Origin of the sequence: Aliivibrio logei (genome assembly GCF_001691055.1) — a bacterium.
In the GTDB taxonomy this organism is placed as follows: domain Bacteria; phylum Pseudomonadota; class Gammaproteobacteria; order Enterobacterales; family Vibrionaceae; genus Aliivibrio; species Aliivibrio salmonicida.
Window position 1 is genome coordinate 87,454 of sequence record NZ_MAJU01000026.1, and the last position, 26,070, is coordinate 113,523.

At 38.1% G+C, this 26,070-nt stretch carries 24 protein-coding genes; 8 read left to right on the forward strand and 16 right to left on the reverse strand.

Features of this window, described 5'->3' with window-relative positions; genetic code table 11:
• Positions 1-2: 2 nt before the first annotated feature.
• From A6E04_RS17895 to A6E04_RS17925, 7 genes are read right to left on the reverse strand one after another with little or no spacing between them, the layout of a single operon-like run.
• Entirely contained in the window at positions 3-1,775 is a 1,773-nt protein-coding gene (locus A6E04_RS17895) for a bifunctional lysophospholipid acyltransferase family protein/GNAT family N-acetyltransferase (RefSeq protein ID WP_065612008.1), read from the reverse strand.
• A gap of 3 nt (positions 1,776-1,778) precedes the next feature.
• Positions 1,779-2,234: a hypothetical protein gene (locus tag A6E04_RS17900; protein WP_026025411.1), complete on the reverse strand. Its 456-nt coding sequence runs from the start codon at positions 2,232-2,234 to the stop codon at positions 1,779-1,781.
• Positions 2,235-2,286: 52 nt separating this feature from the next.
• A complete protein-coding gene (locus A6E04_RS17905; protein ID WP_065612009.1) occupies positions 2,287-2,727 on the reverse strand; it encodes a YHS domain-containing (seleno)protein in 441 nt (146 codons plus the stop codon).
• Positions 2,728-2,745: 18 nt separating this feature from the next.
• On the reverse strand, positions 2,746-3,492 hold the full coding sequence (locus A6E04_RS17910; protein WP_065612010.1) for an NRDE family protein: 747 nt from the start codon (positions 3,490-3,492) through the stop codon (positions 2,746-2,748).
• Complete coding sequence (locus A6E04_RS17915; protein WP_065612011.1) at positions 3,492-4,034, reverse strand: hypothetical protein; 543 nt, start codon at positions 4,032-4,034, stop codon at positions 3,492-3,494. The genes A6E04_RS17910 and A6E04_RS17915 overlap by 1 nt, the downstream gene beginning before the upstream one ends.
• A 17-nt stretch (positions 4,035-4,051) precedes the next feature.
• Positions 4,052-5,182 carry a D-alanine--D-alanine ligase gene (locus A6E04_RS17920; protein WP_065612012.1) on the reverse strand — a complete coding sequence of 377 codons (1,131 nt, stop codon included), beginning with the start codon at positions 5,180-5,182 and terminating at the stop codon, positions 4,052-4,054.
• The gene (locus A6E04_RS17925) at positions 5,182-5,772 is read right to left on the reverse strand and encodes a DedA family protein (protein ID WP_012549242.1); all 591 of its coding nucleotides are present in this window, start codon (positions 5,770-5,772) and stop codon (positions 5,182-5,184) included. The genes A6E04_RS17920 and A6E04_RS17925 overlap by 1 nt, the downstream gene beginning before the upstream one ends.
• Before the next feature lie 126 nt (positions 5,773-5,898).
• Here A6E04_RS17925 and A6E04_RS17930 point away from each other — a divergent pair, with 126 nt between their 5' ends.
• The gene (locus A6E04_RS17930; protein ID WP_012549243.1) at positions 5,899-6,312 is read left to right on the forward strand and encodes a hypothetical protein; all 414 of its coding nucleotides are present in this window, start codon (positions 5,899-5,901) and stop codon (positions 6,310-6,312) included.
• A 39-nt stretch (positions 6,313-6,351) separates the two neighbouring features.
• Here A6E04_RS17930 and A6E04_RS17935 read toward each other — a convergent pair whose 3' ends face one another.
• Positions 6,352-8,322: a bifunctional 2',3'-cyclic-nucleotide 2'-phosphodiesterase/3'-nucleotidase gene (locus A6E04_RS17935; protein WP_065612013.1), complete on the reverse strand. Its 1,971-nt coding sequence runs from the start codon at positions 8,320-8,322 to the stop codon at positions 6,352-6,354.
• Positions 8,323-8,701: 379 nt separating this feature from the next.
• On the opposite strand from A6E04_RS17935, the gene cysD reads away from it, so the two are divergent.
• Genes cysD through cysC form a run of 4 tightly spaced genes read left to right on the forward strand, consistent with a single transcriptional unit; the run spans position 8,702 to position 13,472 of the window.
• On the forward strand, positions 8,702-9,610 hold the full coding sequence (cysD, locus tag A6E04_RS17940) for a sulfate adenylyltransferase subunit CysD (protein WP_012549245.1): 909 nt from the start codon (positions 8,702-8,704) through the stop codon (positions 9,608-9,610).
• 28 nt (positions 9,611-9,638) lie between these two features.
• The gene (gene cysN, locus A6E04_RS17945; protein WP_065612014.1) at positions 9,639-11,075 is read left to right on the forward strand and encodes a sulfate adenylyltransferase subunit CysN; all 1,437 of its coding nucleotides are present in this window, start codon (positions 9,639-9,641) and stop codon (positions 11,073-11,075) included.
• A gap of 22 nt (positions 11,076-11,097) precedes the next feature.
• The gene (locus A6E04_RS17950; RefSeq protein ID WP_065612015.1) at positions 11,098-12,825 is read left to right on the forward strand and encodes an SLC13 family permease; all 1,728 of its coding nucleotides are present in this window, start codon (positions 11,098-11,100) and stop codon (positions 12,823-12,825) included.
• Positions 12,826-12,839: 14 nt separating this feature from the next.
• Positions 12,840-13,472: an adenylyl-sulfate kinase gene (cysC, locus tag A6E04_RS17955; protein WP_065612016.1), complete on the forward strand. Its 633-nt coding sequence runs from the start codon at positions 12,840-12,842 to the stop codon at positions 13,470-13,472.
• Between the two features lie 43 nt (positions 13,473-13,515).
• Here the strand turns inward: cysC and A6E04_RS17960 are convergent, their stop codons facing one another.
• The 7 genes from A6E04_RS17960 to A6E04_RS17985 form a co-directional block, all read right to left on the reverse strand.
• Positions 13,516-14,412, reverse strand: coding sequence for a TIGR03899 family protein (locus tag A6E04_RS17960; RefSeq protein WP_012549249.1), 897 nt, complete (start codon positions 14,410-14,412; stop codon positions 13,516-13,518).
• Positions 14,413-14,736: 324 nt separating this feature from the next.
• The gene (locus tag A6E04_RS17965; protein WP_012549250.1) at positions 14,737-15,222 is read right to left on the reverse strand and encodes a DUF3299 domain-containing protein; all 486 of its coding nucleotides are present in this window, start codon (positions 15,220-15,222) and stop codon (positions 14,737-14,739) included.
• A 9-nt stretch (positions 15,223-15,231) separates the two neighbouring features.
• Positions 15,232-16,491 (reverse strand): ABC transporter permease, encoded by a 1,260-nt coding sequence (locus A6E04_RS17970; protein WP_065612017.1) that lies wholly within the window; start codon positions 16,489-16,491, stop codon positions 15,232-15,234.
• Positions 16,488-17,174 (reverse strand): ABC transporter ATP-binding protein, encoded by a 687-nt coding sequence (locus A6E04_RS17975; RefSeq protein ID WP_065612018.1) that lies wholly within the window; start codon positions 17,172-17,174, stop codon positions 16,488-16,490. The genes A6E04_RS17970 and A6E04_RS17975 overlap by 4 nt, the downstream gene beginning before the upstream one ends.
• A 36-nt stretch (positions 17,175-17,210) precedes the next feature.
• Positions 17,211-17,834 (reverse strand): zinc uptake protein ZrgA, encoded by a 624-nt coding sequence (zrgA, locus tag A6E04_RS17980; RefSeq protein WP_065612019.1) that lies wholly within the window; start codon positions 17,832-17,834, stop codon positions 17,211-17,213.
• Positions 17,835-17,885: 51 nt separating this feature from the next.
• Positions 17,886-18,176 carry a DUF2607 family protein gene (locus A6E04_RS21010; RefSeq protein ID WP_012549254.1) on the reverse strand — a complete coding sequence of 97 codons (291 nt, stop codon included), beginning with the start codon at positions 18,174-18,176 and terminating at the stop codon, positions 17,886-17,888.
• Between the two features lie 65 nt (positions 18,177-18,241).
• Positions 18,242-18,793, reverse strand: coding sequence for a YtfJ family protein (locus tag A6E04_RS17985; RefSeq protein WP_012549255.1), 552 nt, complete (start codon positions 18,791-18,793; stop codon positions 18,242-18,244).
• A 248-nt stretch (positions 18,794-19,041) separates the two neighbouring features.
• Between A6E04_RS17985 and A6E04_RS17990 the strand changes: the two genes are divergently transcribed.
• Entirely contained in the window at positions 19,042-19,251 is a 210-nt protein-coding gene (locus A6E04_RS17990) for a DUF1107 domain-containing protein (protein WP_012549256.1), read from the forward strand.
• Between the two features lie 68 nt (positions 19,252-19,319).
• Here the strand turns inward: A6E04_RS17990 and msrA are convergent, their stop codons facing one another.
• Positions 19,320-19,898, reverse strand: a complete 579-nt coding sequence (gene msrA / locus A6E04_RS17995) for a peptide-methionine (S)-S-oxide reductase MsrA (protein WP_065612020.1) — start codon at positions 19,896-19,898, stop codon at positions 19,320-19,322.
• A 113-nt stretch (positions 19,899-20,011) separates the two neighbouring features.
• Between msrA and tamA the strand changes: the two genes are divergently transcribed.
• Positions 20,012-21,733 carry an autotransporter assembly complex protein TamA gene (tamA, locus tag A6E04_RS18000; RefSeq protein WP_065612021.1) on the forward strand — a complete coding sequence of 574 codons (1,722 nt, stop codon included), beginning with the start codon at positions 20,012-20,014 and terminating at the stop codon, positions 21,731-21,733.
• On the forward strand, positions 21,730-25,527 hold the full coding sequence (gene tamB / locus A6E04_RS18005) for an autotransporter assembly complex protein TamB (protein WP_065612022.1): 3,798 nt from the start codon (positions 21,730-21,732) through the stop codon (positions 25,525-25,527). The genes tamA and tamB overlap by 4 nt, the downstream gene beginning before the upstream one ends.
• The last annotated feature ends 543 nt before the right edge of the window (positions 25,528-26,070 follow it).

The following is a 26,070-nucleotide window of genomic DNA, read 5'->3' on the forward strand; positions in this document are numbered from 1 at the left end:
CATCATTTCGAGTGTATGTTGTTGCGATTGTGTTTTTCAAGGTAGCATATTGCTTCTTCTTTCCCCATGTATTTACTTAATGTTTTGTGTGGAACATTACTCATATCGACCACAATTAATCCATCCAAAGCGTCATTAAAATCTGGATCAACATTAAAGCAAACTAACTTACCATTGAGTCCGATGTATTGGCGAAGTAAAACGGGTAAGCCTTTTCCTTTTTCGATACGACTTAATACTTTTGATAGCAGTTTTAAATCACCCAGTAGAGAAAGCATATCGCCATTCCATACTTTTTTTATTATCGGTTTAAGGGGAGTGGTTGCGGACACTAAGGCGGCTTTTTCATTATCGTAATGATGAATAGTCAGCGTTGATGCAATTAATTGGCGTGCAGATAAGCTGTAATCATTGCTGATACTGACTGGGCCAAATAAATGAGTATATTTAGGTCGCTGATAAACAAAGGTTGAGATCCCTTTCCATAATAAAAGTAATGAACTGACATTGCGCTGGTATTTTTTGGCAACAACAGAGCGTCCTACTTCTATCGAATTGTGTAATGTATTAATGAAGGGTTGTTGGTAGTTGAATAAACTACGAGAGTACAAACCATCAAGTCCAAATTCTTCAATTAATTCATCGACTAATCCTAATCGGTAAGATCCAACGATTTCTTTATTTTCTTGATGCCAAATAAAAAGATGATAATAGTGGGTATCGTATTCATCTAAATCACAAGACAATCCAGTTCCTTCACCGACGTCTCTGAAGGTGACCTCTCTAATTCGTCCAATTTCTTGAATCACAGCTGGAATGAGTTGGCTTTTGGTGCAATAAACGGCAAGCCCACTTTGTTCTAATAGTTTTGCGCTCTCAGGTAATCCATGTATTTCTTTTTCTAAAATATCGCCATCAATGGCGGGCATTATTGGGGATAATGCGGTGGTTTTCACTTCTGGTTGAGGTGTATGGTCTGTATTGGTTGCGAGTAAATAGGTATTTAGTCTTAAATAATTAATGGTTTCAATCGGGGAATTAAATCCTGACAGTTCTTTATGAGAAATAGGGTTGCCGATCGATAGATTAATCGTATTTTCTTTTTTATTGAGCATCTCTCGTCCCAGCATTAATGTTCTTAATAGTGGGTGAATTTTTCCTGCAAGGTAAAAGGTGTGGCTATTTCGTCCATCAATATAAATGGGAACCGTAGTGGCGTTATGTTTCTGTATAAATTTGGTGGCGGAATAGCTCCATCGTTTGTCTGATAATAATTTTGTTTCTTTATTATAGGTAGAGACTTCCCCCGCAGGGAAAATAATTAATACCCCGTTATTTGCTAGGTGCTGATGGGCTTCACGCAGTGCGTTGGCATTGGTCTTTTTGGCTTGTTTTGTTTCAAATACATCGACGCCAATAAATAATTCGCTGATCTCTGGTATCTGTTTTAAATATTCATTAGCCAGTACTTTTACGTCTGGTCGAACGCGTCCTACCATCTCTGCCAATATCACGCCCTCTAAGGCGCCTAATGGGTGATTTGCGACAATAACAACAGGGCCTGTCGTCGGAATAGAGTCTAATTCGCCTTGATGAATATCATACGTGACATCTAAACATTGAAGTGTGTAGCGCATAAATTCAAAGCTGTTTAGCCCTTTAGGTCGCTCTTGATAATGTGTATCTAACCGATTTAACCCCGTGACCCATTCGGCAAAAGATTCACCAAGGCCAAAAGGAGTCACTCTAGGAAGTCGAAATGGACTCGTCACCATACATTATATCCCTTTTGAATTAAGCAATAAGGCCAAAAAACCATTGTCAGACTTAAGATCTCGAACTGAAAGAAATACGCCACACAACCATACTAAGCAAGCCATACCAAAGAGAAGTCCCCCGTCGTAGCCTATGATGTTCCCTACCGAATTAAACTCAGGCATTTGAATGCCAAGAGGGGTAAATAAATGAAAGAAAATCGCGCCACTCATTATTCCAGTTGCCATGATGGCGCCTAAACCATGAAAACGAGTAAATAATAGAAGAGAGGCAATAAGCTCTGCGGTTCCGATTAAATACCCACCATAGACACCAAACCAAGTAACCCCAGACCATTCTGCAAGCACACCAAAAATATGGTCCGTCTCATAAGATCCGGTAAATTTAAAAAACAGTGATTGAATAAAAACAAATGCGATAAAAACAGAAGGGCCATACTTTAGTAATTTTTCTTTCATCATTATTTCCTTTTATGATTTTTGGTTGGCTGTATTTTTTAATTGTGACCGCTTACTTTTCTAGTAGCTTAGGCCAGTTTTTATTGCCTTGTGTGATGAAGCCTTGAATGTCTTTTTCCCATAAGGTTTTGACACCAGCGTCATAATTTAAATACAGCTTTCCATCTACAATTGAAAATTGATTCGGGTCACCAGGCGCGCGGTCATTTTTTTCAGCCACTGCCCAAGCACAAAAACCACCGTATTGAGGTGCATATTTTGTCGGATTTTCGGTGAACAAATTTAAGTTCTCTTGAGAAACGAAATACCAATCAGCATCCATATAAGAGGTGACAAATTCAGATCTTCCTTTTAGTGGTTTTTCTGCAGTGAAGTAACTAACACTGTCATAACCATCAATCGCTTTATTGCTAAAAAAGCCAGTATAAATTGCGTCTGAAGCAAAAGAGGATTGACTAAATATCAACATAAATAAACACAATAACTTTTTCATAATCATGACCTTATAATATTAACTGTATGAGTGGGTGTTGTTGTATGAATGGAAAGGAACATCATAGGCCAAATACTTTTTTGTTTGGCATGGTGAGCCTGAAAAATAACGTAATGTATTATTTTCATTATCGACAATTATGTGCGTAAAACTGACGGTTTGGGCATCTTGACGATGCATGCAAGGGGAGCGATGCCCTAGCTTTGCATGATGATGTTGATGGAACGTACTCAGTGTTTGACGGTTTACGCCTGAATCGGTGAGTTCTTTGTATACTGACAAACGGTGTTTAATAACGCTTTTTGCATCCACGGATGAAGAGATCATAGGAGAGCTCGGAGTTATTGAATCAAAGCTCTGTCCATCCCAGCGAAATCCTTTAACGGTATTATTTTCATTAGATGCCGTGGAATGAAAAATTAATAGTGTAAAAGAGGCAAAACGAGAGAAATCCATTTTAGAAAGAACGTGTTGAATTGAATCTATATGATGGCAGGTGGCTAATTCTTTGATAAGCAATCCACGGCTTAACGCGTTATTTGGTGGTGTAGAACCCTGGTAATAATTTAACAGACAGATTGAAATACCGTGATTATTGAGTGAAATCCAACTGCCTCCGCCGACAGGATCAATTGGCATAATGTAATCCACATTATTTTCTTGAAACACCAGAGGTGTTAATGCATCAGATCGAGATCGCTGTTCGTCACGATTAAAAAATAATTCATATCCTGTAGGCGTGTTGAACCAAGAGACTGTGCACATTAGGCTTCTCCCCGTAAATAGGTCGTTGTTGTCGGCGCGAAACCAAACGTTGATTGCGTGTTTATGCCAATGGATAAGGTGATGACTTTTATTAACGCGTAATGATGAGAGGCATGAAGTGACGCAAAGGTTATTTCACGCTCGATACTTGAAAGCATTATATGGTCTTGCTTTTTATAAGGACAAACCTCGGTGATCAGAGAGACTTGAGAGGTGAGCTGATCTATCGGGAAATGAGTTAACCAATCTATTGTGTCATTCAGTTCAGTAATGGCGATGTCTTTATGTTTTTCAATCGGATGGCCTCGACGACGAACATTGTAATTAATTGGCTCAGAGGGTTCTTTTTTTATTAATGCTTGAAAAAGATCCAAAATATGACGGAAATGCTCACCAATAGAACTTTCTACATAGGGCAATGCAAGGTGGGTGTAATCACTATCGTTAATTAAATTTAATAGTGTTACTCCTTTTATTAGTTCATCAATACAACCACTAATAACGGGTGACTGATGTACCTCTTGTGTTGCGAGTGCTGGCATTTAAAACTCCTTTTTATTTAATCGGTCGATGGATATTGAAGAGTGAGTTGTTTCTCTTCTTTCCATGCCGCCAATAGTTCTTTTATTTTTGGGGAGTGATGACCTTGTTTTTTTTGTAGTGCGCCAATTTCAAATAATATTTTGTATTGAAGTAATAACGTGGAAAAAATCGTTTTGAGTGGGGTGTTTCTATCCCAGATATGTGCGGCTTCACTGCTCGCGCCATTAATCTCTAAAATGGTAAAATCATCGCCTTTCATTAAAGATTGAATGTCTTTGAATTTCACATCTAGCCTACCGTAGTGAAATCCCTCTAAATCATTAAAAATCTGATCTAAACGTTCCGCCAATTGATCGGTGATGTATTGATTGCCATCTCTAAAGATAGAGCCTCGGCTATGGCTTCCAGCAAAGGCAAGTTGAAATTCTTTTCCTTCATCTAAAACCATGTTTATTTTTTTTTCATGACGCGGTAAATACAAGTGGGCTAATTGGCCCGCTCTGCTGTCGTTTTCGATTAATTGTTTTAATGTGCTGATGCCATCACCAACCACGAGGGGAGAGTACTTAAGCGTGATGGAAATTATTTTCCCTTTTTTCTCATTTGGGTAACGCACATAGAAAATCCCTGCTTCTGCTGCGTAAGGTGCTTTTTCTTGAATTAGAAATCGAGCATTAATAGGAAAAGAATTAAAATAATCACTTAACTGTTTTGGCGATTGAATTAATTTAACGCCAACACCGCGACAGCCTAAATCGGGTTTAGCGACCACAGGAAAGGACAATTGATGTTGGTTCATTTCATCAATGGCGTTTTGAGTTTGTTGTAAAATAGGATCGTTCGTTGTTGTTATCGTCGTAAAAGGCGATATCCATTGCTGAGCGATTGGCCCTGCTAAGTTTAAAATATCGTGTTTAGACTCACCAACCATGCCACTTAATTTAATTGATGGGTTAGCAATAAGAGGCAACGTAAAATCAAAGTGTTTTAGGCCAAGAAAAAAACTCTGAATGACCACGGGCGTATAAAAAAACCAACTTGGTAGAAATTCATAAGGAGACACACTTCGATGCGTGTCTGATTCGAGTTCTGGCATTCCTGCGTTTATATGACCTTTCGCTATTGTATTGATGGTGTTATTTATCATTAGGTCAATTCCTTTGAAATTTTCTTTTTTGCTATTCGATTTGTGGCAAATAAAACCAATGTCATTATCGGTATTAATAACCATTGGTGCTCACTCGCTTTGATCCAACTGCTGCTACCTAAAAAATACACACTAGGAAACACGAGTGCAGTCCAAACGGCAGTGGCACTCATTACGGCAGTAAGAAAGGTAAGAACCCGAATATGGAATACACCACTTAAGGTAAAGCCTATTGTTCTAAGACCGGGAATAAATCGAATGATGAATAAATTAAGCATAGGATTAGATTGGAGTTTTTTCCTTAAGTAACGCAAATGAGCGTTGGTTAAGGTTTTATATCTAAGTAGGCGAAAACGTGTAGAGAGCCGACCTAAAAAATACAAACCAAGATCCCCACTGGCAATACCAATAAAAGCGGCCAATAGGCCTATCATAGGCGTCACCATTTCTTGGGCTGATAAACTGGCGGCAGTCACAATGGCCAGATCTTCTAATAGGTAAGAAAGTAAAATGATCCCTACAAAGATAGAGAGCTCTGAACTATGAGACGTAAACAGTGCTTCTTGTATATTTGCGACTAAATCATTCATAACTCTTCCTTCTGAGTATTTTTATTTAGAGTGGCACTCTATTAAAAAAATGTAAATATATGTTTCTCATTTGTTTTAATTTGAGCTTATGATTAACAATAGGTTCCGTTTATATTTGGTTTATGTATGAATAAAAGATTTTGGTTACACCTTGGCACGGCGATTGGGCTGTTTGGGTTTTTCTTTATTGCGGCTTTTGTTTTTCATATTTATGAAGTTTTTTACTTCTTTTCATTTTTGGCTTACGGCGTTTTAATTTTTAATCTATTAAGTGCCATTGTCTATGCGGATCAATGGTTTCATTATGTTCTTTGCAGTGTGCTATTAATTATTTTAGGGACGTTTGCATCGATAGATGTATTATCCGCAAGGGATGAATTACTAACAAATTGGATAGAGGCGGAGTGGTTAGGGTTAACGGTTAAAAACAGTGATGATTACATTCAAGTTATTTTAATTCTAATTAATATTTTTACGGGAAGCTTGGCTGCCAATACGCTATTTTATGGATTATGTAAAAAAAATAGCACCGTTAAATAACAATGCTATCTTATGTAATCAGAGTAAATCAGTATTGAATTATTTACTTAGATTAATGTTATAAACGGCAAAACCAACATCGTCTGTCGCGACTTGTTTCATTGGGTATTGACCATTATCTTTAATGAATTGAGTTGCCTTTTCTGTTGGTGAAGTTTCAAAACGGATATCCAGATTTTCCCCTCCTTCGATTGGAGCGAAAGACCAATTATTATCAGCACTTGGTTGAACTTGACCTTCCTCTTTACTTACTCGTGAAATGTAGCTAGCAAGAACGGTACGGTTTTCATCTGGAGAATCGAACGCGATAAAGTCCGTTCCTGTTCCTGGGAACTTGCCGCTGTAAGCTCGGTAATTGTTAGTAGCGATAAGGAAATCTTGTTTCGCATCAATTGGTTTACCTTGGTAAGTAAGCCCTACAATTCGCTCTGAGCCTTCGTTGATTAAGTTACAGTCACCATCGTATTTCGCTGGTTGTGTTACGTTGATCTGATAATTTACGCCATCGATTACATCGAAGTTATAAGTACGGAAGCCATCCCAATCAATTAGCTGTTGAGGTGCTGTGCTGTTGATGTCGATTTGTTTAAATTGACCAGCAGAACACTCAAGCCATTCTTTGACTTCTTTACCCGTTACTTTCATTGCAACAAGTGTATTCGGGTATAGGTATAAATCAGCCGCATTACGGAACGTTAATTGGCCTGATTCAACTTCAGTGAAGTTTGTTGGGTCATTTCCACGACCACCAGCTTTAAATGGCGCTGCAGCAGAAAGTACAGGAGTACCATCTAAATCAGGATCCCCTTGAATGAAACGTTCAACGTAATCTTTTTGTGCAAGGTTAACAATTTGCACGGTTGGATCATCTTGAACTAAGGCTAGGAAGCTGTACATCACATCATCAGCTTTACCAATAGGTTGGTTAACAAATTCACGAGTGCCTTTATGATCAGCTTCTAATGCTTTAACAATCCCTTCATCAGCAGCAGCTAATGATTTGTTGTTTTCTTTATCAAAGATAGGGCGAGCTTCTGCTTGGCTTTTTGCAACAATCCATTTGCCGTCTTTCTGTTCAAGGGTTAAATCCATCACACCAACATGGCTACCCCAACGTCCAGGCATCACTGCGGCAACGCCATTTATTGTGCCATTTACGTTATCGATGCCTTGCATGTTATCAAACCCTTTTCCTGGGAAGACGGCATGAGAGTGACCAAAAGCGATCGCATCAATGCCTTCTACCTCAGATAAGTAGTAAGTCGAATTTTCTTCGCCTTGTTTATATGGATTAGTAGAAACACCTGAGTGAGGGATAGCGACAATGACATCTGCGCCTTCAGACTTCATTTGAGGAATGATTTCATTTGCGGTTTCAATGATGTCTTTTACGAAGACTTTTCCTTCAAGGTTTTTCTTATCCCATACCATGATTTGTGGTGGCACAAATCCGATGTAACCCACTTTAATGTCGTGTTCTACACCCGCTGTATCTTTAAATTTGTGCGTTTTAATAATGTATGGTTTGAAGTAATGTTTTTTTGTTTTTGCGTCATACACATTGGCATTGATGTAAGGGAAGTTGGCATCGTTAATTGATTCGGCTAAGAAATCTAAACCGTAATTGAACTCATGGTTACCGATGTTACCGGCATCATAGCTTAATTGATTCATCGCTTTATATGCAGGGTGAACTTCCCCTTCTTCTAATCCTTTATCTGCTATGTAGTCACCCATTGGGCTACCCTGCAGTAAATCACCATTATCAACTAAAACACTGTTTATCACCTCACCACGAGCTTCTTTTACTAATGTTGCAGTGCGCGCTAAACCAATTTTTTGCGATGGTTTGTCTTTGTAGTAATCGTAATCCATCAGATTAGTGTGGATATCCGTTGTTTCTACAATACGCAGTTTAATCACTTCATTTGTTTCTGCTGGTGTACAGCCTGAAAGGGTTAATAAGCCACCCAGTACTGCTAGCGATAGAGGTTTAATAGACAGTTTCATAGTGTTCTCCAAAGGTTATGATCATAAAAGCGAAATCAAGATAACAGATTGATTGTATTGGAAATGTAATTGCTCTTTTAATGTGTGCACTTGATCTCGTTTCTATGTGCGTTAGGGGAATGAGTACGTCATGTATTCAAGTTAACGCTAACGTTGTAATGCTGGTATTTATACGCACGCATCATCTTACTTTTCTGAATTTATATTTGTGAAACTGATAGGATTTTTAGAAATGGAATTGATATTAATGATACCCGTTAGTCTTAAATCGAATAAAAAATGAATTTTTAGAATTTCAGGTAATAAATGAAGACGTCTATAGTGGTTTTATTGGAATGAGAAATCGCCATCCCCAATTTAGCCTAAAGGACAATATTACATGGACGCAAAACGATTAACCCACCTCCAGCAGCTTGAAGCGGAAAGTATTCATATTATCCGTGAAGTCGCCGCAGAGTTTGATAACCCAGTGATGATGTATTCCATTGGTAAAGATTCTTCGGTTATGTTGCATCTTGCTCGTAAAGCTTTTTATCCAGGAAAAATTCCATTTCCGCTTCTTCATGTTGATACGGATTGGAAATTCAAAGAGATGATTGAGTTTCGAGATAAAACCGCTAAAAAATACGGGTTTGACTTATTAGTACACAAAAACCCTGAAGGGATAGAAATGGGGATTAGCCCATTCGTACATGGTTCTTCAAAGCACACCGATATCATGAAAACTCAAGGTCTGAAACAAGCGTTAAATCAGCATGGATTTGATGCTGCATTTGGTGGGGCTCGTCGTGATGAAGAAAAGTCTCGAGCAAAAGAGCGTGTGTATTCTTTCCGCGATAAAAATCATACGTGGGATCCAAAAAATCAACGTCCTGAATTGTGGAATACCTATAACGGTCAAGTAAATAAAGGTGAAAGCATTCGTGTTTTCCCATTATCAAACTGGACGGAATTGGATATTTGGCAGTACATCTATTTAGAAAGTATCGATATTGTTCCGCTTTATTTAGCTGAAAAACGCCCAGTAGTTGATCGTGATGGCATGTTAATCATGGTTGATGATGAGCGAATGGAGCTAAAAGAAGGGGAAAAAATTGAATACAAAGACATCCGCTTTAGAACATTAGGGTGTTACCCATTAACTGGGGCGGTGGAATCCAAAGCAAACACCTTGCCTGAAATTATTGAAGAAATGCTGGTTGCTACTTCCAGTGAGCGACAAGGGCGAGCCATTGATCATGACTCATCTGGATCGATGGAACAGAAAAAACGCCAAGGTTATTTCTAAATATTAAATCAGGACAAGGAAGATAAATATGAACAGTGCAGTAGAACAAGAACTTGCAGAGTTAGGAATCGAAGCGTATTTAAGCCAACATCAACATAAATCAATGCTGCGTTTTTTAACGTGTGGTTCGGTAGATGATGGAAAAAGTACGCTTATAGGCCGATTACTTCATGACTCAAAACAAATTTATGCGGATCAACTGGAAGCCGTGCATGCTGACAGCCAACGCGTAGGGACGACTGGCGAACGCCCTGACTTAGCATTACTTGTTGATGGCTTACAAGCAGAACGTGAGCAAGGCATTACGATTGATGTCGCTTACCGTTATTTCTCAACTCAAAAGCGTAAATTCATTATTTCTGATACACCAGGACATGAGCAATACACACGTAATATGGCAACGGGTGCATCAACGTGTGATGTCGCTGTTATCTTAATCGATGCTCGTAAAGGTGTGTTAGATCAAACTCGTCGCCATTCCTATATCGCGAATCTCTTAGGTATTCGTCATTTTGTGGTGGCGGTGAATAAAATGGATTTGGTTGATTATTCTCAATCTCGATTTGAAGAGATTAAAGAAGAATATGTAACGTTTTCTAAAAAACTTAATAATCCTAATTTGGATATTTCGATTCTGCCGTTATCAGCATTAGAAGGCGATAACGTAGTAAATCACAGTGCCGCACTTGCTTGGTATAAAGGTGCCCCATTATTAGAAGTGTTAGAAGACATTGATATTGATGCTGATAGAGGGAATGGTGAATTTCGTTTCCCTGTGCAATATGTTAATCGCCCTAATCTTGATTTCCGAGGTTTTTCGGGTTCGGTGTCTTCTGGTGAGATAAAGGTTGGTGATGACATTATTGCTTTGCCGTCAGGTAAAAAATCAAAAGTAGCTCGTATTGTGACGTTTGATGGTGATTTACCTTCGGCACAAGCGGGTCAGGCCGTGACACTCACGCTAGAAGATGAAATTGATATTAGTCGTGGTGATCTATTGGTTAAATCGACATCTAATCTTACTGCAACGGATCAATTTAAAGCCGAAATTGTTTGGATGACAGAAAAAGGGTTACAGCCTGGACGTCAATACGACATTAAAATAGCAGGCAAAAAAACGGTCGGTCAAATTGATACTATCCATCATCAAGTCAATATTAATAGCCTTGATACGTTTGTTACCGATGAGTTACCTCTTAATGGTATCGGGTTATGTGATGTTTCATTAACTGAGGCGGTGAGCTTAGATCGTTATCAAGACTGTGCTGATACTGGTGGGTTTATCTTTATTGACCGTTTAACGAATGTGACGGTAGGGGCTGGCATGATCCAAAACCTATCTGAGTTGAGTGATGTCGCTCCTATCAATGATAATGTCAGTGCTTTTGAAGTGGAATTAAATGCGTTAGTTCGTAAGCATTTTCCACATTGGGGTGCGCAAGATATTTCGAAGCTCTTAAGTTAGAGTTAAGAGTAAGGTAATTACTATGCCGTGGGAACAAGGATTCGTTCTAGCTTTATTAACTCTTATTATTGTGAGTTTATTGGCGAGTAAATTAAAACCAAGTGTGATTTTTGCAGGGTCTGCATTTATTGCCTTTATGGTCGGAATGATTGATTTGCCAAGCTTGGCAAAAAACTTTACTAATTCGTCATTATTGACCTTGGTGTTATTGATCCTAAGTTCTTGTGCACTAGAAAAAACGCGCCTTATCAGTTGGGTAGGGCGTTATATTTCAGAGGGAAGGTTAGGGAGTGTGGTAGGTAAATTAGGTCTGTCGACTGCCTTACTTTCTTCTTTTACCAATAATACGGCCGTTGTGGTGTCATTAATTGGTGCTATCAAGCGTAATCAACGTCACGCGCCTTCTCGCCTTTTAATTCCTCTTTCTTATGCGGCTATTTTAGGTGGCACACTTACGCTTATTGGCACATCAACCAACCTAATTATTAATAGTTTTGTCGAAGATGCTGGTTTACCGAGTTTAAGCTTTTTTGCACCGACTGCGATTGGTTTAGTTGTACTTGCTGGCGGGTTATTAATTTTAATCCCATTAAGCTATTTATTGCCGCAATACGATGATGGTAATCAAGATGAGTTACCTTACTTTTTAGAAGCTCGGGTTGAAGGGGCTTCTCCTTTAGTGGGTAAATCGATCAGTGAGAATAATCTTAGAGCTTTACGTAAACTATTTTTAGCGGAAGTGATTCGAGAAGGAAGAACGATCACTTCTGTTGATCCTGACATGATATTACTTGCCGGTGACCGGTTATTGTTTTGTGGTGATATAGAAAGCGTGACCACGTTACAAGAAATTAATGGATTAACTTTATTTGGTCAGCATCATTTAAACGGTCAGAATTTAATTGAAGTGGTTGTCAGTCAGTCGGCTTCTATTCGTGGGAAAAGTATTAAATCGGCACATTTTAGAGAGCGTTTTGATGCCGTTGTTGTTGCTATCCGTAGAGGGCATGAGCGCCTTGAAGGCGGGCTAGGGAAAATAGAATTACAAGCTGGGGATACGTTAGTTCTTGTTCCTGGGAAAAACTTTGAACAAAGTAAACAACAGCTTAAAAGAGAATTTGTCATTATTAGTGATTTAGATTCTGCCGCAAAGTTGGATGGTGATAAAAGCACCTTTGTTCTATTAGGATTCGCGAGTGTTATCGCTGCGGCCTTATTGGATGTATTTCCGATCATTAAAGGGTTGTCAGTTTATTTGTTAGCGATGTTTGCGTTTGGTGTCGTGAGCTTAGGTGAATTACGTCGTCGTTTTCCTATTGATATTGTTGTGATTGTTGGTGCGGCATTATCTATTGCTCAGTTAATGTTATCTTCTGGTCTGTCGGTTCAATTAGGTGACATGTTTATTGAATTATTTAATGGCTGGGGGGTGATGGGGGCATTGATTGCGGTTTACCTTATTACCTTAGTATTGACTGAATTGATCACCAATAATGCAGCGGCTGCGCTGGCATTCCCCATTGGCTATAGCATGGCACTTGGTTATGGTGTTGATCCTATGCCATTTATTATGGCGGTATTGTTTGGAGCGAGTGCTAGCTTCATTTCCCCTTACGGGTATCAAACCAATTTATTAGTTTTTAGTGTTGGTAACTACACTTTGCTCGATTACGTAAAAGTAGGGTTGCCAATGTCGATTATTTATTCGGTGTTAGTGCTGTCTTTAATCCCTCATTTTTTCCCATTTTAATTCAAGGATGATATATGACTACGGAACAAACGAAAGAGTGCCAAGTAGTGAACGATGAAAATGTGGTTTGGCATCAATATTCGGTGACAAAAGAAACTCGCTCGGGTCTTAAAAAACAAAAACCAGCGGTTCTTTGGTTTACGGGATTATCGGGAGCGGGTAAATCAACCATTGCTGGTGCATTGGAGGTGAAACTCGCCGAACTTGGTTATCACACGTATTTATTGGATGGTGATAATGTTCGTCATGGTTTATGTAAAGATTTAGGCTTTTCTGATCACGATAGGCAAGAAAATATTCGCCGTATTGGCGAGTTGGCAAAATTGATGTCTGATGCGGGGTTAATCGTATTAAGCGCTTTTATTTCACCGCATCGAGCGGAAAGACAAATGGTCAGAGAGTTGTTGCCTGAAAATGAATTCTTAGAAGTGTTTGTCAATACATCACTTGATGAATGTGAAAAACGAGACCCAAAAGGGTTATACAAAAAAGCACGGGCAGGAGAGATAAAACATTTCACGGGGATTGATTCTGATTATGAACAACCGCTAAACCCTGATATTGATTTATTGGCAGGTACACAATCGATTGATGAACTAGTGGAGCAATGCTTGGCGGTATTAAAAGAAAAAAATATTATTCAATAAGCACAAGCAGCAGGAGATGTTTTTCTTCCTGCTGTTTGTGATGCTATACCATGGTTGATATTGATGTTTTTACATCAGTTTCAACCATGAATTTTTGGCTTAATAAACCGGTTAAACTGTCGTAATAACTGTCATTAGGTTTATTACCAAGTAATTTACACAGCTCTGCGCCAGTAGGACTAAAGCGGTAATAAATTAATCTTGATCCTTTTTGCATCGGTTTAATTGCTAATTGTTTACCTTGATAGTGCAAAGGTAGCGCGGGTTCAAATTCAATTTCCCCAGATTCTAATTCCGTTCCTAGCAGTAAACCGAGATCAATAAGCAGCAATAAACTGGAATAAGGTAATTTGTAATTACCTAAATGTATTAACTGCGGGCCTTCTGTTTTGTAGAAAGTAAATAAAGTACCTGCGCACTTATAACCAAGTAATAATTTTTTGCTGTTGTCTTGTCCAAAGCTACACGCTAATGAGGCCGCTCGTTGAAATGTTTGAGCCTCACGCTGTGTCATGTCCTTTAATACTTTCAATGCTTTCATGGATGTTGCTCCGGGAGAGACAACCTCTTGTTTGAAAATTTGACTCCATAGACGTTGCATTGACGGGTCATGGATGTCTTTTGCCATTTCAAAGAAGCGATGAAGCCAATCAGGATCAGGATCTCCAGCGGTTTCATCACTACAGTAACCATGTGCGTATTTTATTATTTGCTCTAAATTATTTTGCTGTTGTTCTCGTAGTAACTTCTCTCTATAAAGAGCCCGTTTTAATAGAGTTTCTTCTGGTTTTGGTGCTTGAAGCTTTGCACCAAGCCCTTGTTTAATCGCAATTTCTTTAAGGCGTCGTTCACTGCTTACTACGTAATGTTCTTTTTTATGTGTCGCTTTTTCTTTGCTGTTTTGGGCGTCATTAACGATGACATTTTTTTTATTATCCATGGGTACGCCTAACGTCGATTAACACTGTCTGTTTTATATAGTATCGGTAACTAAAGATAAAAACTTTAATCTAAGGAAAGTAATGAGAATTTTTTTGAAAAAAAGATACGAAAAGGAAATAAATAAAAGGATGAATAAATGATAATGATTTGTTAAAATTAAGTGTGTTTTATAATTTATCAGTGAGGTAGTGATGGGAGATATAAATCTAAAAAAAGTGTTATTTAGTGCAGTTTTAATTGTTAGCTATACCGTTGCGCTAGTTTATCTCTCTGGGTTTATATAAATCATCAAGATAAACCAGCGTTAATGAGTTGATATTAGTTATTCATCATCATATTCTTCTAAGCGAACCCCATCAATAAGATAGCCTGTTTCTGCGAGTTCACTGTCTATCGTTTCTGTTTTTAATGTACCTACGATATAAACGACATCCCACAGTTGTTGAATTGGCGCCCCTTTTTTAAATTTCACATAAATAATTTGATTGGGTGGCGGCGGTGGCACATGAATGCAGGCACCAAAATAAGGCACTAATAAAAATTCAGTAATCATTTTATCATCCCCTTCTAATGGAATAACAAAGCCTGGAATTTTTACCATACTGCCATTTAATTCTTGCCTAACACCACCAACAAGAGATTGTTGCATTTGCGCGCCATTATGATTTACTTTAGGCATTCCTATCGCATCAAATTGATGCCTTTCCTGCTCTGGAACTAAATCAATCCAATCTAATTTCAATACCTCATCACTAAATGCACTAAAGGGCAAAAGTAATAATAAGCAAAGTAAGAGTTTCTTTTTCATTATTTATCCTTAAAGTCTTATTGTCATACCATCACTTAATGAGTGGCGATACGCTTGTATTGCTGGAATAACACCAATAATAAAACCAGAGCACAAGACGAGTGCGAGTAATTTTAATTCATAAAGTGTGGGTAATGTGAGCTCTATCGCAATGCCGTAATACTGCTGAATGATTGGCTGCAATATGCTTAATGAGAGGTAAAGACCTATTAGGCCTACGATGATCCCAAAGCTTGTAATGACAACTGCTTCACTTACTAACAATATAAAAATATGTTTAGGCTGCGCTCCCATCGCTCTTAAAATTGCCATTTCTCGGCGTCGCTCTTGAAGGCTAGTGAGTAGGCTGGTGAGCATTCCCATTAATCCAGCGGCAACCACAAAAATAGAAACAGCTAATAGCGCTTGCTCAGCGACTGACATCATTCCCCATAATTCGTGTAAAGCAATACCTGGTAAAATGGCACTAAGTGGTTCTTTGGTATAGTCGTTAATGTAGCGCTGCAATGCAAATGTTTGAATTTTTGATTTTAGACCAAGCATAAATGCCGTAATTTCGGTTGGTTCAAATTTTTGTTTTTCTAATATTTTAGCATCGGGTGTATTTCCTAAGTGCGCACCGCTTTCCCATCCAACATGGATGGCAGAAATTGCACCTAAAGACACATGTAACGTTTTATCTACTGGCGTCCCTGTTGGCTTTAAAATACCAACAACCGTAAAGGGCAGCTTATCGTGACGGGTAAATGATTTATCACTAATACCATGAGCAATAACGAGCTTATCACCTAAATGATAATTTAATTTTTGTGCCACATCGGCGCCTAATACGACATCAAATAAATCGTCGAATGGCTTTCCTTCTTTAAAAGCCAGTGGTTGTTTTTTTCCATATTGATAAAAGCGAAAATAATCTTGATTCGTTCCCATGACTCGAAATCCTTTATGGGAATCTCCAAGAGAGATTGGTATTGACCATTTCACTGCCCGCTGGCTGATTATTTCTTGATAGCTTTTCCAATCAATATTATTTGTCGCGTTACCAATGCGAAAAACAGAGTAAAGCAAGAGGTTCACTTGACCTGAACGTGCGCCAACAATTAAATCTGTGTTTGATATGGTATTTGCAAAGCTTGTTTTAGCTTGGGTACGAATACGTTCAACACCGACTAATAACATGACAGAGATAGCGATAGTAGCAACAGTAAGTAATACCGTGGTCTTACGGTTTTTAAGGCTTTTCCAAGCCAATTGCAAAATGCCTATCATGAGTATTCTCCCGCGGTGTTTAAGGTTCTTAAATCAATACTTTGATCAAATAAAGACTCTAAACTTGGGTCATGACTGACAAATAACAAACTAGCCTGACTGTTTTCACATTCATTCATGAGTAATTTAATAAAGGCGAAGCGTGTTTCATGGTCGAGGGCTGAGGTCGGCTCATCGGCAATAATAAGTGTTGGCTTCCCTATAAACGCTCTCGCTGCCGCAACTCGCTGTTGTTGGCCAATACTAAGATCAGTAATCGGTCTATCAAAATGAGAACGAGGTAATTGGAGTTGAGTTAACAGGCGTTCAGCTTCTTGGCGTAACTCTTTTTTAGACAATTTGCTTTTTGATGAAAATTGATAAGGCAGCACAACGTTATCAATTACGGATAGGTAGGGAAGTAAATTAAATTGTTGAAAAATATAACCGATATTATCCGCTCTAAAACGATCTCTTTGGTTCGATGATAAATGGTTAATATCAGTACCATTAATGATAACGGATCCTGACGTGGGAGAAACTATTCCGGTTAACAAACTTAATAGTGTTGATTTACCGCTGCCGCTTGGCCCTTTAATAAATAGCTTATTACCCTGTTTTTGTGAGAAAAAGGGAATGTTAATCGTTAGCTCTTTTTGATTAGGCCAATGAAAAGTGAGATCGGATAATTCAATAATATTCATCGTAATTATGGCGATGTTACCATCGCCATACCTAAGCTATAGAGTGATAATCGGAGAATTTGGAGTTAACGTATCAGCTTTTTGTCCCGCATCACCTAAATATTGAATCGTCATTTTTTGAGTGTGCGTGAAATGAGTGAACCATTGAGTTTCAATGTTATCTAGCTTCGATATTGCTTCACAATGATATTCATATTGAGCGTTAAATTCTCCGTGCTTGCTATGTTCTTTGTGGTGTTCACCATCATGCTGGTCGTGGTCGTGGTCGTGGTCGTGTGGCGTTAAATTATGAGAGACATGGGCTTCTTCTAAAGTACATTTAGCTTCTGCTGGTAATGTAAAAATAACACTTGGATTATTTAGTGTTTTTACGGCCTCAGATAGAATTCGTTTTTGTGTGTCATCTTTCGGTGCGTGCTCAAAGCCCACAACATCAGCGCCTGGTGCCGTGATTTCAAATAACAGATGATCGCCATCTTGAGCGATGTTTGTTTCGACTACGCCATGAACATGAGCATCGTGATGACGATGTTCACTTTCATGTTGTTGATCTCCATCGTGCGCGTGGTCATGCGTATTTGCATTCGCAGCATTAGAAATTGAAAATAAAGAACTTGAAATGGCAAGGCTAAGTAGTATTTTTTTATTACGGATAAGCATAATGGCTTCCTATTATCTAAGAGTTATAAATGAATTAATGTATTTATTGAGTTAGAGAATAGAAAAAGGAGGCGCACGTGAATGTACGGTGATAGATGAAGGGTTACTATTTTCTACACTAGTAAATGTAGACGATATTATTAATTGAGGGATTATTGGAAGAGAAGCAACATGGGCAGTAATTCCTGACCCAATGGAGTGGAACATTTGGCAATGGTGATTTTCATGGTGCTGTATATTGGTATCAATTTGATGATTAGCAACCAAAATACCAAACAGCGCGAGAAGTATGACTAAACTCCAATTTAACCAGCGCTGTTTAGTAAAGAAATACGATTGCATTATACTGCCCTAATTGAATGAGTAGTAAATGTAATAATATAACATTTTATAAGCAAGTAATTTGTTTACAATTGAGCGTGAATTAATGAGATAACTTGCTTGATTTCGTCAGATGTTAATTTTCCTTCTTTCACAAAAAGAACATTACCTTCTTTATTTTGAACGATAATTGCAGAGCTTTCTGGCTGAAGATCCCACGTTTTTGCTGCGGTTCCATTTTCATCAAGAACCATCGAAGACCATGAGAACTCTTCTTTACTTTCTTCAGCAGAGGACTTTACAAATCCCCCAGTACCCCAAATGGAATCGTCTTGATTAATAATCGTTGTCGTTTGATATTGTGTTTCAGGGAACTTTTCTAATGTAATGGCACTCATAAGCTCAGTATTCATTGCTTTAGCGCTACTTCGACCAGCAATCGCTTGTAATACTCGAACCTTACCTTTTAACTGTTCTGAATCCCAAGGTTGATAGGTTGCCGCGGAATCTTCAAAAAAGATTTCACCGTAATTATCAATGGAAACAGTAGGTACTGTTTTGTTCAATGTAATGTTATGAGCAAAACCGAGTGTTGGTAATAAGCAAGCGGCAAGAGTAAGTAGGGTGATCTTTTTCATTTTAGTTATCCTTAGAAATTGTTGATGTAGTTTAGTTCAGCAGTGCTTAAAAAGCGATTCGACCAGTTTTCTTATAAATGAATATTGGTTAATAAACAGTAAAGTCCAGCTTGAGGTATGCCGTTTTGTACACTATAATGTTACGGAAATGTTTCGATAACATTACTTTAGATAAGATACGCCTGAATGACGGTTGTGTATTTTGATGGACTAAAATGAAACCTTGTACGGATTATTGAGGTATGGCTATGTTTAGAAATTTTAAGGCTTATAGACCACTGCAAGTGGCACGTTTTGTAAAGACTCTCTTTAAAGGGCAAATTCATATTGAAGGCGTAGGCACTTTTGATTTTGATGAAGGAAAAATATTAATGCCATCTTTAGAGAATAAAAGAATGTTGTCTGTTATGAGTGAGGTAAACCAACATATTCGCCAGCTTTCTCTGATGCCTGCATAGTCGCGTAATGAAATTATTAATAAAAAAGGTGCTCAATAATGGGCACCTTTTTTATGCTATAAAAAGAATTAAAGAAAACACACGCCAGTTCCGTTTAATCCACAGTAACCATTTGGATTTTTGGCTAAATATTGTTGATGGTATTCTTCTGCGAAATAAAAATCATTTGCAGGAGTAATCTCGGTTGTTATTGGTTCTTCTATTCCCTGTTGAGATAGAGCGTGTTGGTATTGTTTTTTCGTGTGTGTTGCTATTTCTTGCTGGTTTTTATCATAGGTGTAAATAACGGATCTATATTGAGTTCCAATATCATTTCCTTGGCGCATTCCTTGGGTTGGGTTATGCGTTTGCCAAAAAGAGTGAAGCAATTCTTCTAAGGAAATGAGCGCCGGGTTAAAAACTACTTTGACGACTTCTACGTGGTCAGTTGAACCTGAGCAAACGTCTTTGTATGTTGGGCTCTTGGTTTTACCACCGCTGTAACCTACTGCTGTGGAGTAAACGCCAGTTAGTTTCCAAAATAAACGTTCAGCACCCCAAAAGCATCCCATGCCAAAGAGTATTTGCTCACAACCAGTAGGAATTGATTCTATATCATGCTGAGAAATAAAATGTAGTGGCTGTACTGTGTGTTTTTCCATCGTCATGTCGCATCCTTTAACTGAGTAATTTAGAAGACATTTGCCTTGTGCTACTCTATAAAACGAGTAAATTACCATGACATATAATGCATAACTGAATCAATAGAATAATTATAAGTATGACCAAGAAGTTATCCCTCTTTTTTACATTTTGTTTGTTTGCCATTTCATCTAACGTGTCGGCAGAAACAGAGTTGGATATAGAGGGTTTAGAAGGACCTTTACTGAGTAATGTAGAAGCTTACATCTCAGGTATTCCAGAAGAGGATTATTCTGTATCTCTTCGTTTCCAAGCTCGCCTTGAAGAAAGTACGACTGATGCTTTAAAAGCGCTGGGTTATTACCAACCCGTGATCACCTTTACTATTGAAGGTGAAAAATTAGATCACACACTTATTATGACTGTTGAAGAGGGCCAACCCGTTGTTATTTACGTCAGTGATATCATTATTACAGGTGAGGCAAAGAACGATATTGACTTTACTAATGCGGTTGATAATTCAGGACTCAATTTAGGGCAAGTTTTGAATCATGGTCGATACGAAAGTTTAAAAAGTACACTGCAAAATCTAGCGTTAAGAAAAGGGTATTTTGATGGTGAATTTTCGGTTAACCGTTTAGAAGTTGCTCCTGGAAGACATCAAGCAATGGTTCGTTTACATTATGATAGTGGTAAGCGTTATAGTTTTGGTGAAACGACGATCGATGGAAGTCAAGTTGAAGAGAAACGAGTGCGTTCAATAATACCTTTTGAGCCTGGTGACCCTTATCTTGCTAGTCTGGTTGGTGATTTAAATCAATCCCTTTCAAATACTGAATGGTTTTCATCCGTTTATGTTGAACCTGATTTAGATGCTGTCGGTGAAACTCATCAATTACCAATGAAAGTTCATGTCTCTCCTCAAGTTAGAAATCAATTAGAAACCAGTATCGGTTATTCGACAGATGTCGGCGCGAGAGGGAAAATTCGATGGAAAAAACCGTGGTTAAATAAATATGGTCACAGTTTAGATACTGCACTTTCTATCTCTAAGCCAGAGCAAGAAGCTACGATCTCTTATAAAATCCCTTTAGAGCAAGTATTAAAGGATTATTACATTGTGAAGTATGGTCTGAAAAATGTAGATAATCGAGATACTGACAGTTTGGAGTCGAATTTAGCGTTTGAAAGGCATTGGGTTTATGACTCTGGTTGGCATCGCACTATTTATACACGTTTCTTGTATGAAGAATTTACGCAAGGCATCCAAGATGGGACTGCTTGGCTAGTGCTTCCTGGTATATCATTCTCTAAAAGTCGTACTCGTGGTGGAACAATGCCGATGTGGGGGGATAAAAAAGCATTCACTATTGAAGGTACTGATGAAGCATTAACGTCAGACGTAAGAATGCTTCGCCTACAAGCCCAAGGAGCGATTGTTCGTAGTATTGGGGAAAACCATCGAGGCGTGGCACGAGCCGATATTGGTGCAATATATACCGATGACTTCTACAAATTACCCCCATCGATTCGATTCTTTGCTGGTGGTGATAATAGTATTCGTGGTTACGGATATGAAGAAGTATCACCAAAAGACAGCAGTGGTTATTTAACTGGCGGACAATTTATGGCAACAACCAGTCTTGAGTATCAATATCGAGTTGTGGGTAATTGGTGGTTGGCGACATTTATTGATTATGGTGATGCTTGGATAACAACCCCAGATTGGAAAACGGGCGCCGGTTTAGGCATACGATGGGCTTCTCCTGTGGGACCTGTTCGACTTGATTTTGCGTGGGGATTTGATGCAGAACCTGGTGATGAATTTAAAATCCATTTTACGTTAGGACCTGAAGTATGAGTTCCTTATCGGTAAATGAAGAACAAGATAAGCCGCAATTAAAGAAAAAGCGTCGTTTTAGTCGATACTGTATTTGCTTAGCCTTGTTTGTTCCAACAATTATCCTCGTGATTTTATTGTTAGTCGGTGCATTGGTTTTTACAAACTCAGGCTTGAAGTTAATTATTTGGGGGGCTGAAAAAGCGGTACCTGAACTTTCAATAAAAAACATAGACGGAAGTTTAATTCCGGAATTTACTCTATCAGAGGTTAAGTATCATAATGATGAGCTACTTAACGCTGATATTTCTCGTTTTCATTTTGGGTTAACGGCAAAGTGTTTATTGGTTCCTTCACTTTGTATTGATGACATTACGATTGACGGGCTTGTTTTGGATTTTCCTCAATTACCCACCTCGCCAGAAGACGAAGCGACTAAAGCACCTACAAATAATGAGCTGCTTTCAATTCCGATCCCTATCAACATCACCAAGATCTCGATTAATAATATAGATGCTACTGTTTTGGGTAATCGTATTCAGTGGGATAGTTTTTCTACTGGGATTAAAATATATAAGAGTGATTTGACCATTACACCTTTGCAATGGAATCGAATTAATTTACAGCTTGCTGAGAGTGAAAAAGAAAAGACGAAATCGAAAGATCCTGCAGATAAAGTCTCGGATACCCCAATTGTTTTACCTGATGTTTATGTTCCATTAAATATAAAGGTAGAGCAGTTTTCACTTCGTGATTTTGTGTTACAGCAGGAAGCGCTAGTTAAAATCAATCAGCTTGACTTTAAAGCCAATATTGGTGAGAGCGATATTAAGGTTAATGATTTTTATCTTGATACACCACAAGTTAATTTGTCTTTAGATAATGAAATATCTTTACAAGGTGATTACCCATTAACATTAAATGCGAATGCGGTAATAAAGGAAACGGAATTAAAAGGTCATAAAGTAACGATTGTAGCCAAAGGGAGTGTTGCAAACTTAGAGGCATCTCTTAATTTAACTGGGGGATTGAAGGCCAACGTTGAAGCAAATATTCATCCTCTTGAGACAACATTACCTTTTGATGTCCATGTGTATAAAACGGAACTTTATTGGCCGTTATCTGGTGTAAAAGAATTCAAAGTAAGCGTGCCTAATATAAAAGCAGAAGGTGACCTTAACCAATATAAGTTTGCGAGTGCTCTATATATAGAGGGAAAAACAATACCGCAAACAGATTTACGTTTAGAAGGTAAAGGCAATTTAGAAAAAGTTGAGCTTTATGACTTTATGGCGGATACCTTAGGGGGAAGTATTTCTGGTAGTGCGGAAGCCGATTGGGCTTCTTTAGTTCATTGGAAAGCGGATGTACATCTTCAGAATATTCAACCAGGTTTACAATGGCCTGAAGCAGAGGGTGACATTAGTGGCGAATTAGTCACCTCAGGCAGTTTAACAAAAGAAGGGGGTTGGAAGGTTACCGTGCCAACCATCGATATTAATGGCATTTTTAGGGAGTACCCATTAATTATAGAAGGGTCGTTAAAAGCGGATGATGTTAAAGGTTTAGGAGAACCGTATCTCGAGGTTGCACAATTAGCACTACATCATGGGGATAACGGATTAACGATTTCGGGTTCTTTAGATAAAGAATGGGATCTTAATGTTGATATAGACTTTCCTGAATTATCTGACAGCGTACCAGATGTTCATGGGCAGTTAATGGGAAATGTAGCCTTAACCGGAAAAGTAACAGAACCTAAAATTAACGTAGATATAAATGCGGTAGAATTTCAACTGCCTCAAAAAACCACACTAAATAAAGCGTCTATTAAAGGTTACGTTGTTCCTATGCCTGCAATTGATGCGGATCTTAGTATTAAATTACTTGGTGGTAAATATAAAAAACAAACACTTAAAGATTTAGTGGTTCGCTTTAGTGGTAAAGAGCATAATCACAAATTACAAATTGATTTAGATTCTAATGTTATTCAATCGCATCTTTTATTTAATGGTTCTCTTGAACGTAAAAAAGGGTGGAAAGGTGAATTAAGTAAAGCTGATGTTGTTACTGAAATTGGTCCATGGAAGTTAGATAAAAAAGCTTCGCTTGCTTATGATATCCAAAAGCAAGAGTTATTCGTTCAAGCTAACTGTTGGAGTCAGGGAAAAACATCGTTGTGCCTAAATAAAGATTTAGTCGCTGGAAACTCAGGCAGTGCTGATGTGAGCATTAAACATTTTGAATTCAGTAAAATTAAAAAATTCTTACCAGAAGAAACAAACATAAATGGTGAGGTTAACCTTGATGCATTAGCGAAATGGGCGGTAGGGAAACCTCCTTATGTAAAAGCGTCATTGTATTTACCAAAAGGAAATATAGAGCAAGAGATGGAAACCCCTCTTATTGTTGGTTGGGATAAAGTAAATGTTAATGCTGAAATGAAAAATGATGAGCTAAAGAGTGATTGGCTTATTGCATTAACAAATAACGGCGAATTAAAAGGTGAGATGACGGTTAATCAATTAACTGGTTCTAAAAAACTTAATGGTTACTCCAATATTAATACCGTTTCATTAGCTATGCTTGAACCTATTTTAGGGGAGTATAGTCAATTAGAGGCAATGGTGAATTCGAATATTAAGGTCTCTGGGCCGATAGATCATCCTAAATTATTCGGAGACCTTAGTGTTGATAAAATAAAAGTGAAGGGTGAAATATCTCCAGTTGACATAAGTAATGGCAATATCAATATTCTTTTTGGCGGCCACAGTGGAAAATTGACATCTTTGATCACTACATCTGACGGGGATCTACATTTAAAAGGGTTTGGTGATTGGTCAGCATTAGACGCTTGGAAAGCAGGGTTGGATGTCTTTGGTAATGAGTTACAAGTTAACGTCCCTCCAATGGTGAAGTTAAAAGTTAAACCAGACATGAAAATTAGAGTAATACCGACATTGGCGAAAATTACAGGCTCTATTGAGATCCCTTGGGGGCGGATAGTCGTGAAGGATTTACCAGAAAGTGCAATTGGTGTATCAAAAGATGAAATTATCTTAGGTGATAATCTAAAACCAATCGAAAGTAACACGTCATTACCTATGGCAGTGGAAACCGATATTGATCTCAGCATTGGTGATGATGTTTTGCTTTCTGCTTTTGGTTTAGAGGGGGGATTAGTAGGAAAGTTAAATATTACTCAAAAAAATAAAGGTCCGTTTATTTCGGGTGAAATTAACATTGAAGACGGAACCTATCGTTCATTTGGCCAAGATCTACAAATCACGAAAGGAAAAATATTATTTAATGGACCCGCAGATCAACCTTATGTTGATATTGAAGCAATTCGCAATCCAGATAATACAAAAGATGATGTTGTTGCTGGTGTAAAAGTGAATGGACCAGCGGATACACCTAAAGTTGAAATTTTTTCTTCACCAAGCATGCCGCAAGCAAATGCGTTGTCTTATCTATTGAGAGGGCAGGATATCGATAGTGATTCTGGTGGTAATGCCATGACGACCACATTAATTGGATTAAGTTTAGCAAAAAGTGGCAAGGTGGTGGGGGAAATAGGTAAAGCATTTGGTGTTCAAGATTTACAACTTGATACCGCAGGCTCTGGTGGTGATTCACAAGTGACGATCAGTGGTTATATCGCACCAGATTTACAAGTTAAGTACGGTGTGGGGATATTTAATTCTCTTGGTGAGTTTACATTAAGGTATCGTATTGTCAGCGATCTTTATATAGAAGCGATTTCTGGACTAGATAATGCGGTAGACTTAATTTATCAGTTTGAATTTAACTAATGAAATGCGCCAAATGTGGATAACTTTGTGGGTAACCTGTTTTAAGCTTTAGGGTAAAAAATTATAAGTTATCTATCGAATAAAACATCACCAAACAGTAATAAAAAGTGAATTTAATGCTTGCTAATGTGAAGCGTCTCTCTATAATGCGACCTCACTGACACGGAGCACTCAACGTAGAGCTGCAAAGGGTTGGTAAGAAAAACGGTTAGGAAATTAAATAGCAAAAAGTGTTTGACACTGAAGCTTAATTGATTAAAATGACCGTCCTCTTCACAGAAAGGCTGAAACGCTTTGAAAGTAGAAGAGATGCTCTTTAAAAATTTGAAACCTATTAATCTGTGTGGGCACTTGTGAGTTGATAATCACTAGTTTGCTTTTACTTTTCGAAGTGAATGCAAACAAAAATAATCAATGAACTGAGTGACTACACAAAATTACTTTTATGTAAGAAATCAGTATAAATCATTGAGCCGGTTTTGTTTCTGCTGAAACAAACCAAAAAACTTTAATTGAAGAGTTTGATCATGGCTCAGATTGAAC

Bases quoted from the DNA above. Each gene is read 5' to 3' on its own strand.
- A6E04_RS17895 (WP_065612008.1), bottom strand. From the start codon at position 1,775: ATGGTGACGAGTCCATTTCGACTTCCTAGAGTGACTCCTTTTGGCCTT.
- A6E04_RS17900 (WP_026025411.1), bottom strand. From the start codon at position 2,234: ATGAAAGAAAAATTACTAAAGTATGGCCCTTCTGTTTTTATCGCATTT.
- A6E04_RS17905 (WP_065612009.1), bottom strand. From the start codon at position 2,727: ATGAAAAAGTTATTGTGTTTATTTATGTTGATATTTAGTCAATCCTCT.
- A6E04_RS17910 (WP_065612010.1), bottom strand. From the start codon at position 3,492: ATGTGCACAGTCTCTTGGTTCAACACGCCTACAGGATATGAATTATTT.
- A6E04_RS17915 (WP_065612011.1), bottom strand. From the start codon at position 4,034: ATGCCAGCACTCGCAACACAAGAGGTACATCAGTCACCCGTTATTAGT.
- A6E04_RS17920 (WP_065612012.1), bottom strand. From the start codon at position 5,182: ATGATAAATAACACCATCAATACAATAGCGAAAGGTCATATAAACGCA.
- A6E04_RS17925 (WP_012549242.1), bottom strand. From the start codon at position 5,772: ATGAATGATTTAGTCGCAAATATACAAGAAGCACTGTTTACGTCTCAT.
- A6E04_RS17930 (WP_012549243.1), top strand. From the start codon at position 5,899: ATGAATAAAAGATTTTGGTTACACCTTGGCACGGCGATTGGGCTGTTT.
- A6E04_RS17935 (WP_065612013.1), bottom strand. From the start codon at position 8,322: ATGAAACTGTCTATTAAACCTCTATCGCTAGCAGTACTGGGTGGCTTA.
- cysD (WP_012549245.1), top strand. From the start codon at position 8,702: ATGGACGCAAAACGATTAACCCACCTCCAGCAGCTTGAAGCGGAAAGT.
- cysN (WP_065612014.1), top strand. From the start codon at position 9,639: ATGAACAGTGCAGTAGAACAAGAACTTGCAGAGTTAGGAATCGAAGCG.
- A6E04_RS17950 (WP_065612015.1), top strand. From the start codon at position 11,098: ATGCCGTGGGAACAAGGATTCGTTCTAGCTTTATTAACTCTTATTATT.
- cysC (WP_065612016.1), top strand. From the start codon at position 12,840: ATGACTACGGAACAAACGAAAGAGTGCCAAGTAGTGAACGATGAAAAT.
- A6E04_RS17960 (WP_012549249.1), bottom strand. From the start codon at position 14,412: ATGGATAATAAAAAAAATGTCATCGTTAATGACGCCCAAAACAGCAAA.
- A6E04_RS17965 (WP_012549250.1), bottom strand. From the start codon at position 15,222: ATGAAAAAGAAACTCTTACTTTGCTTATTATTACTTTTGCCCTTTAGT.
- A6E04_RS17970 (WP_065612017.1), bottom strand. From the start codon at position 16,491: ATGATAGGCATTTTGCAATTGGCTTGGAAAAGCCTTAAAAACCGTAAG.
- A6E04_RS17975 (WP_065612018.1), bottom strand. From the start codon at position 17,174: ATGAATATTATTGAATTATCCGATCTCACTTTTCATTGGCCTAATCAA.
- zrgA (WP_065612019.1), bottom strand. From the start codon at position 17,834: ATGCTTATCCGTAATAAAAAAATACTACTTAGCCTTGCCATTTCAAGT.
- A6E04_RS21010 (WP_012549254.1), bottom strand. From the start codon at position 18,176: ATGCAATCGTATTTCTTTACTAAACAGCGCTGGTTAAATTGGAGTTTA.
- A6E04_RS17985 (WP_012549255.1), bottom strand. From the start codon at position 18,793: ATGAAAAAGATCACCCTACTTACTCTTGCCGCTTGCTTATTACCAACA.
- A6E04_RS17990 (WP_012549256.1), top strand. From the start codon at position 19,042: ATGTTTAGAAATTTTAAGGCTTATAGACCACTGCAAGTGGCACGTTTT.
- msrA (WP_065612020.1), bottom strand. From the start codon at position 19,898: ATGACGATGGAAAAACACACAGTACAGCCACTACATTTTATTTCTCAG.
- tamA (WP_065612021.1), top strand. From the start codon at position 20,012: ATGACCAAGAAGTTATCCCTCTTTTTTACATTTTGTTTGTTTGCCATT.
- tamB (WP_065612022.1), top strand. From the start codon at position 21,730: ATGAGTTCCTTATCGGTAAATGAAGAACAAGATAAGCCGCAATTAAAG.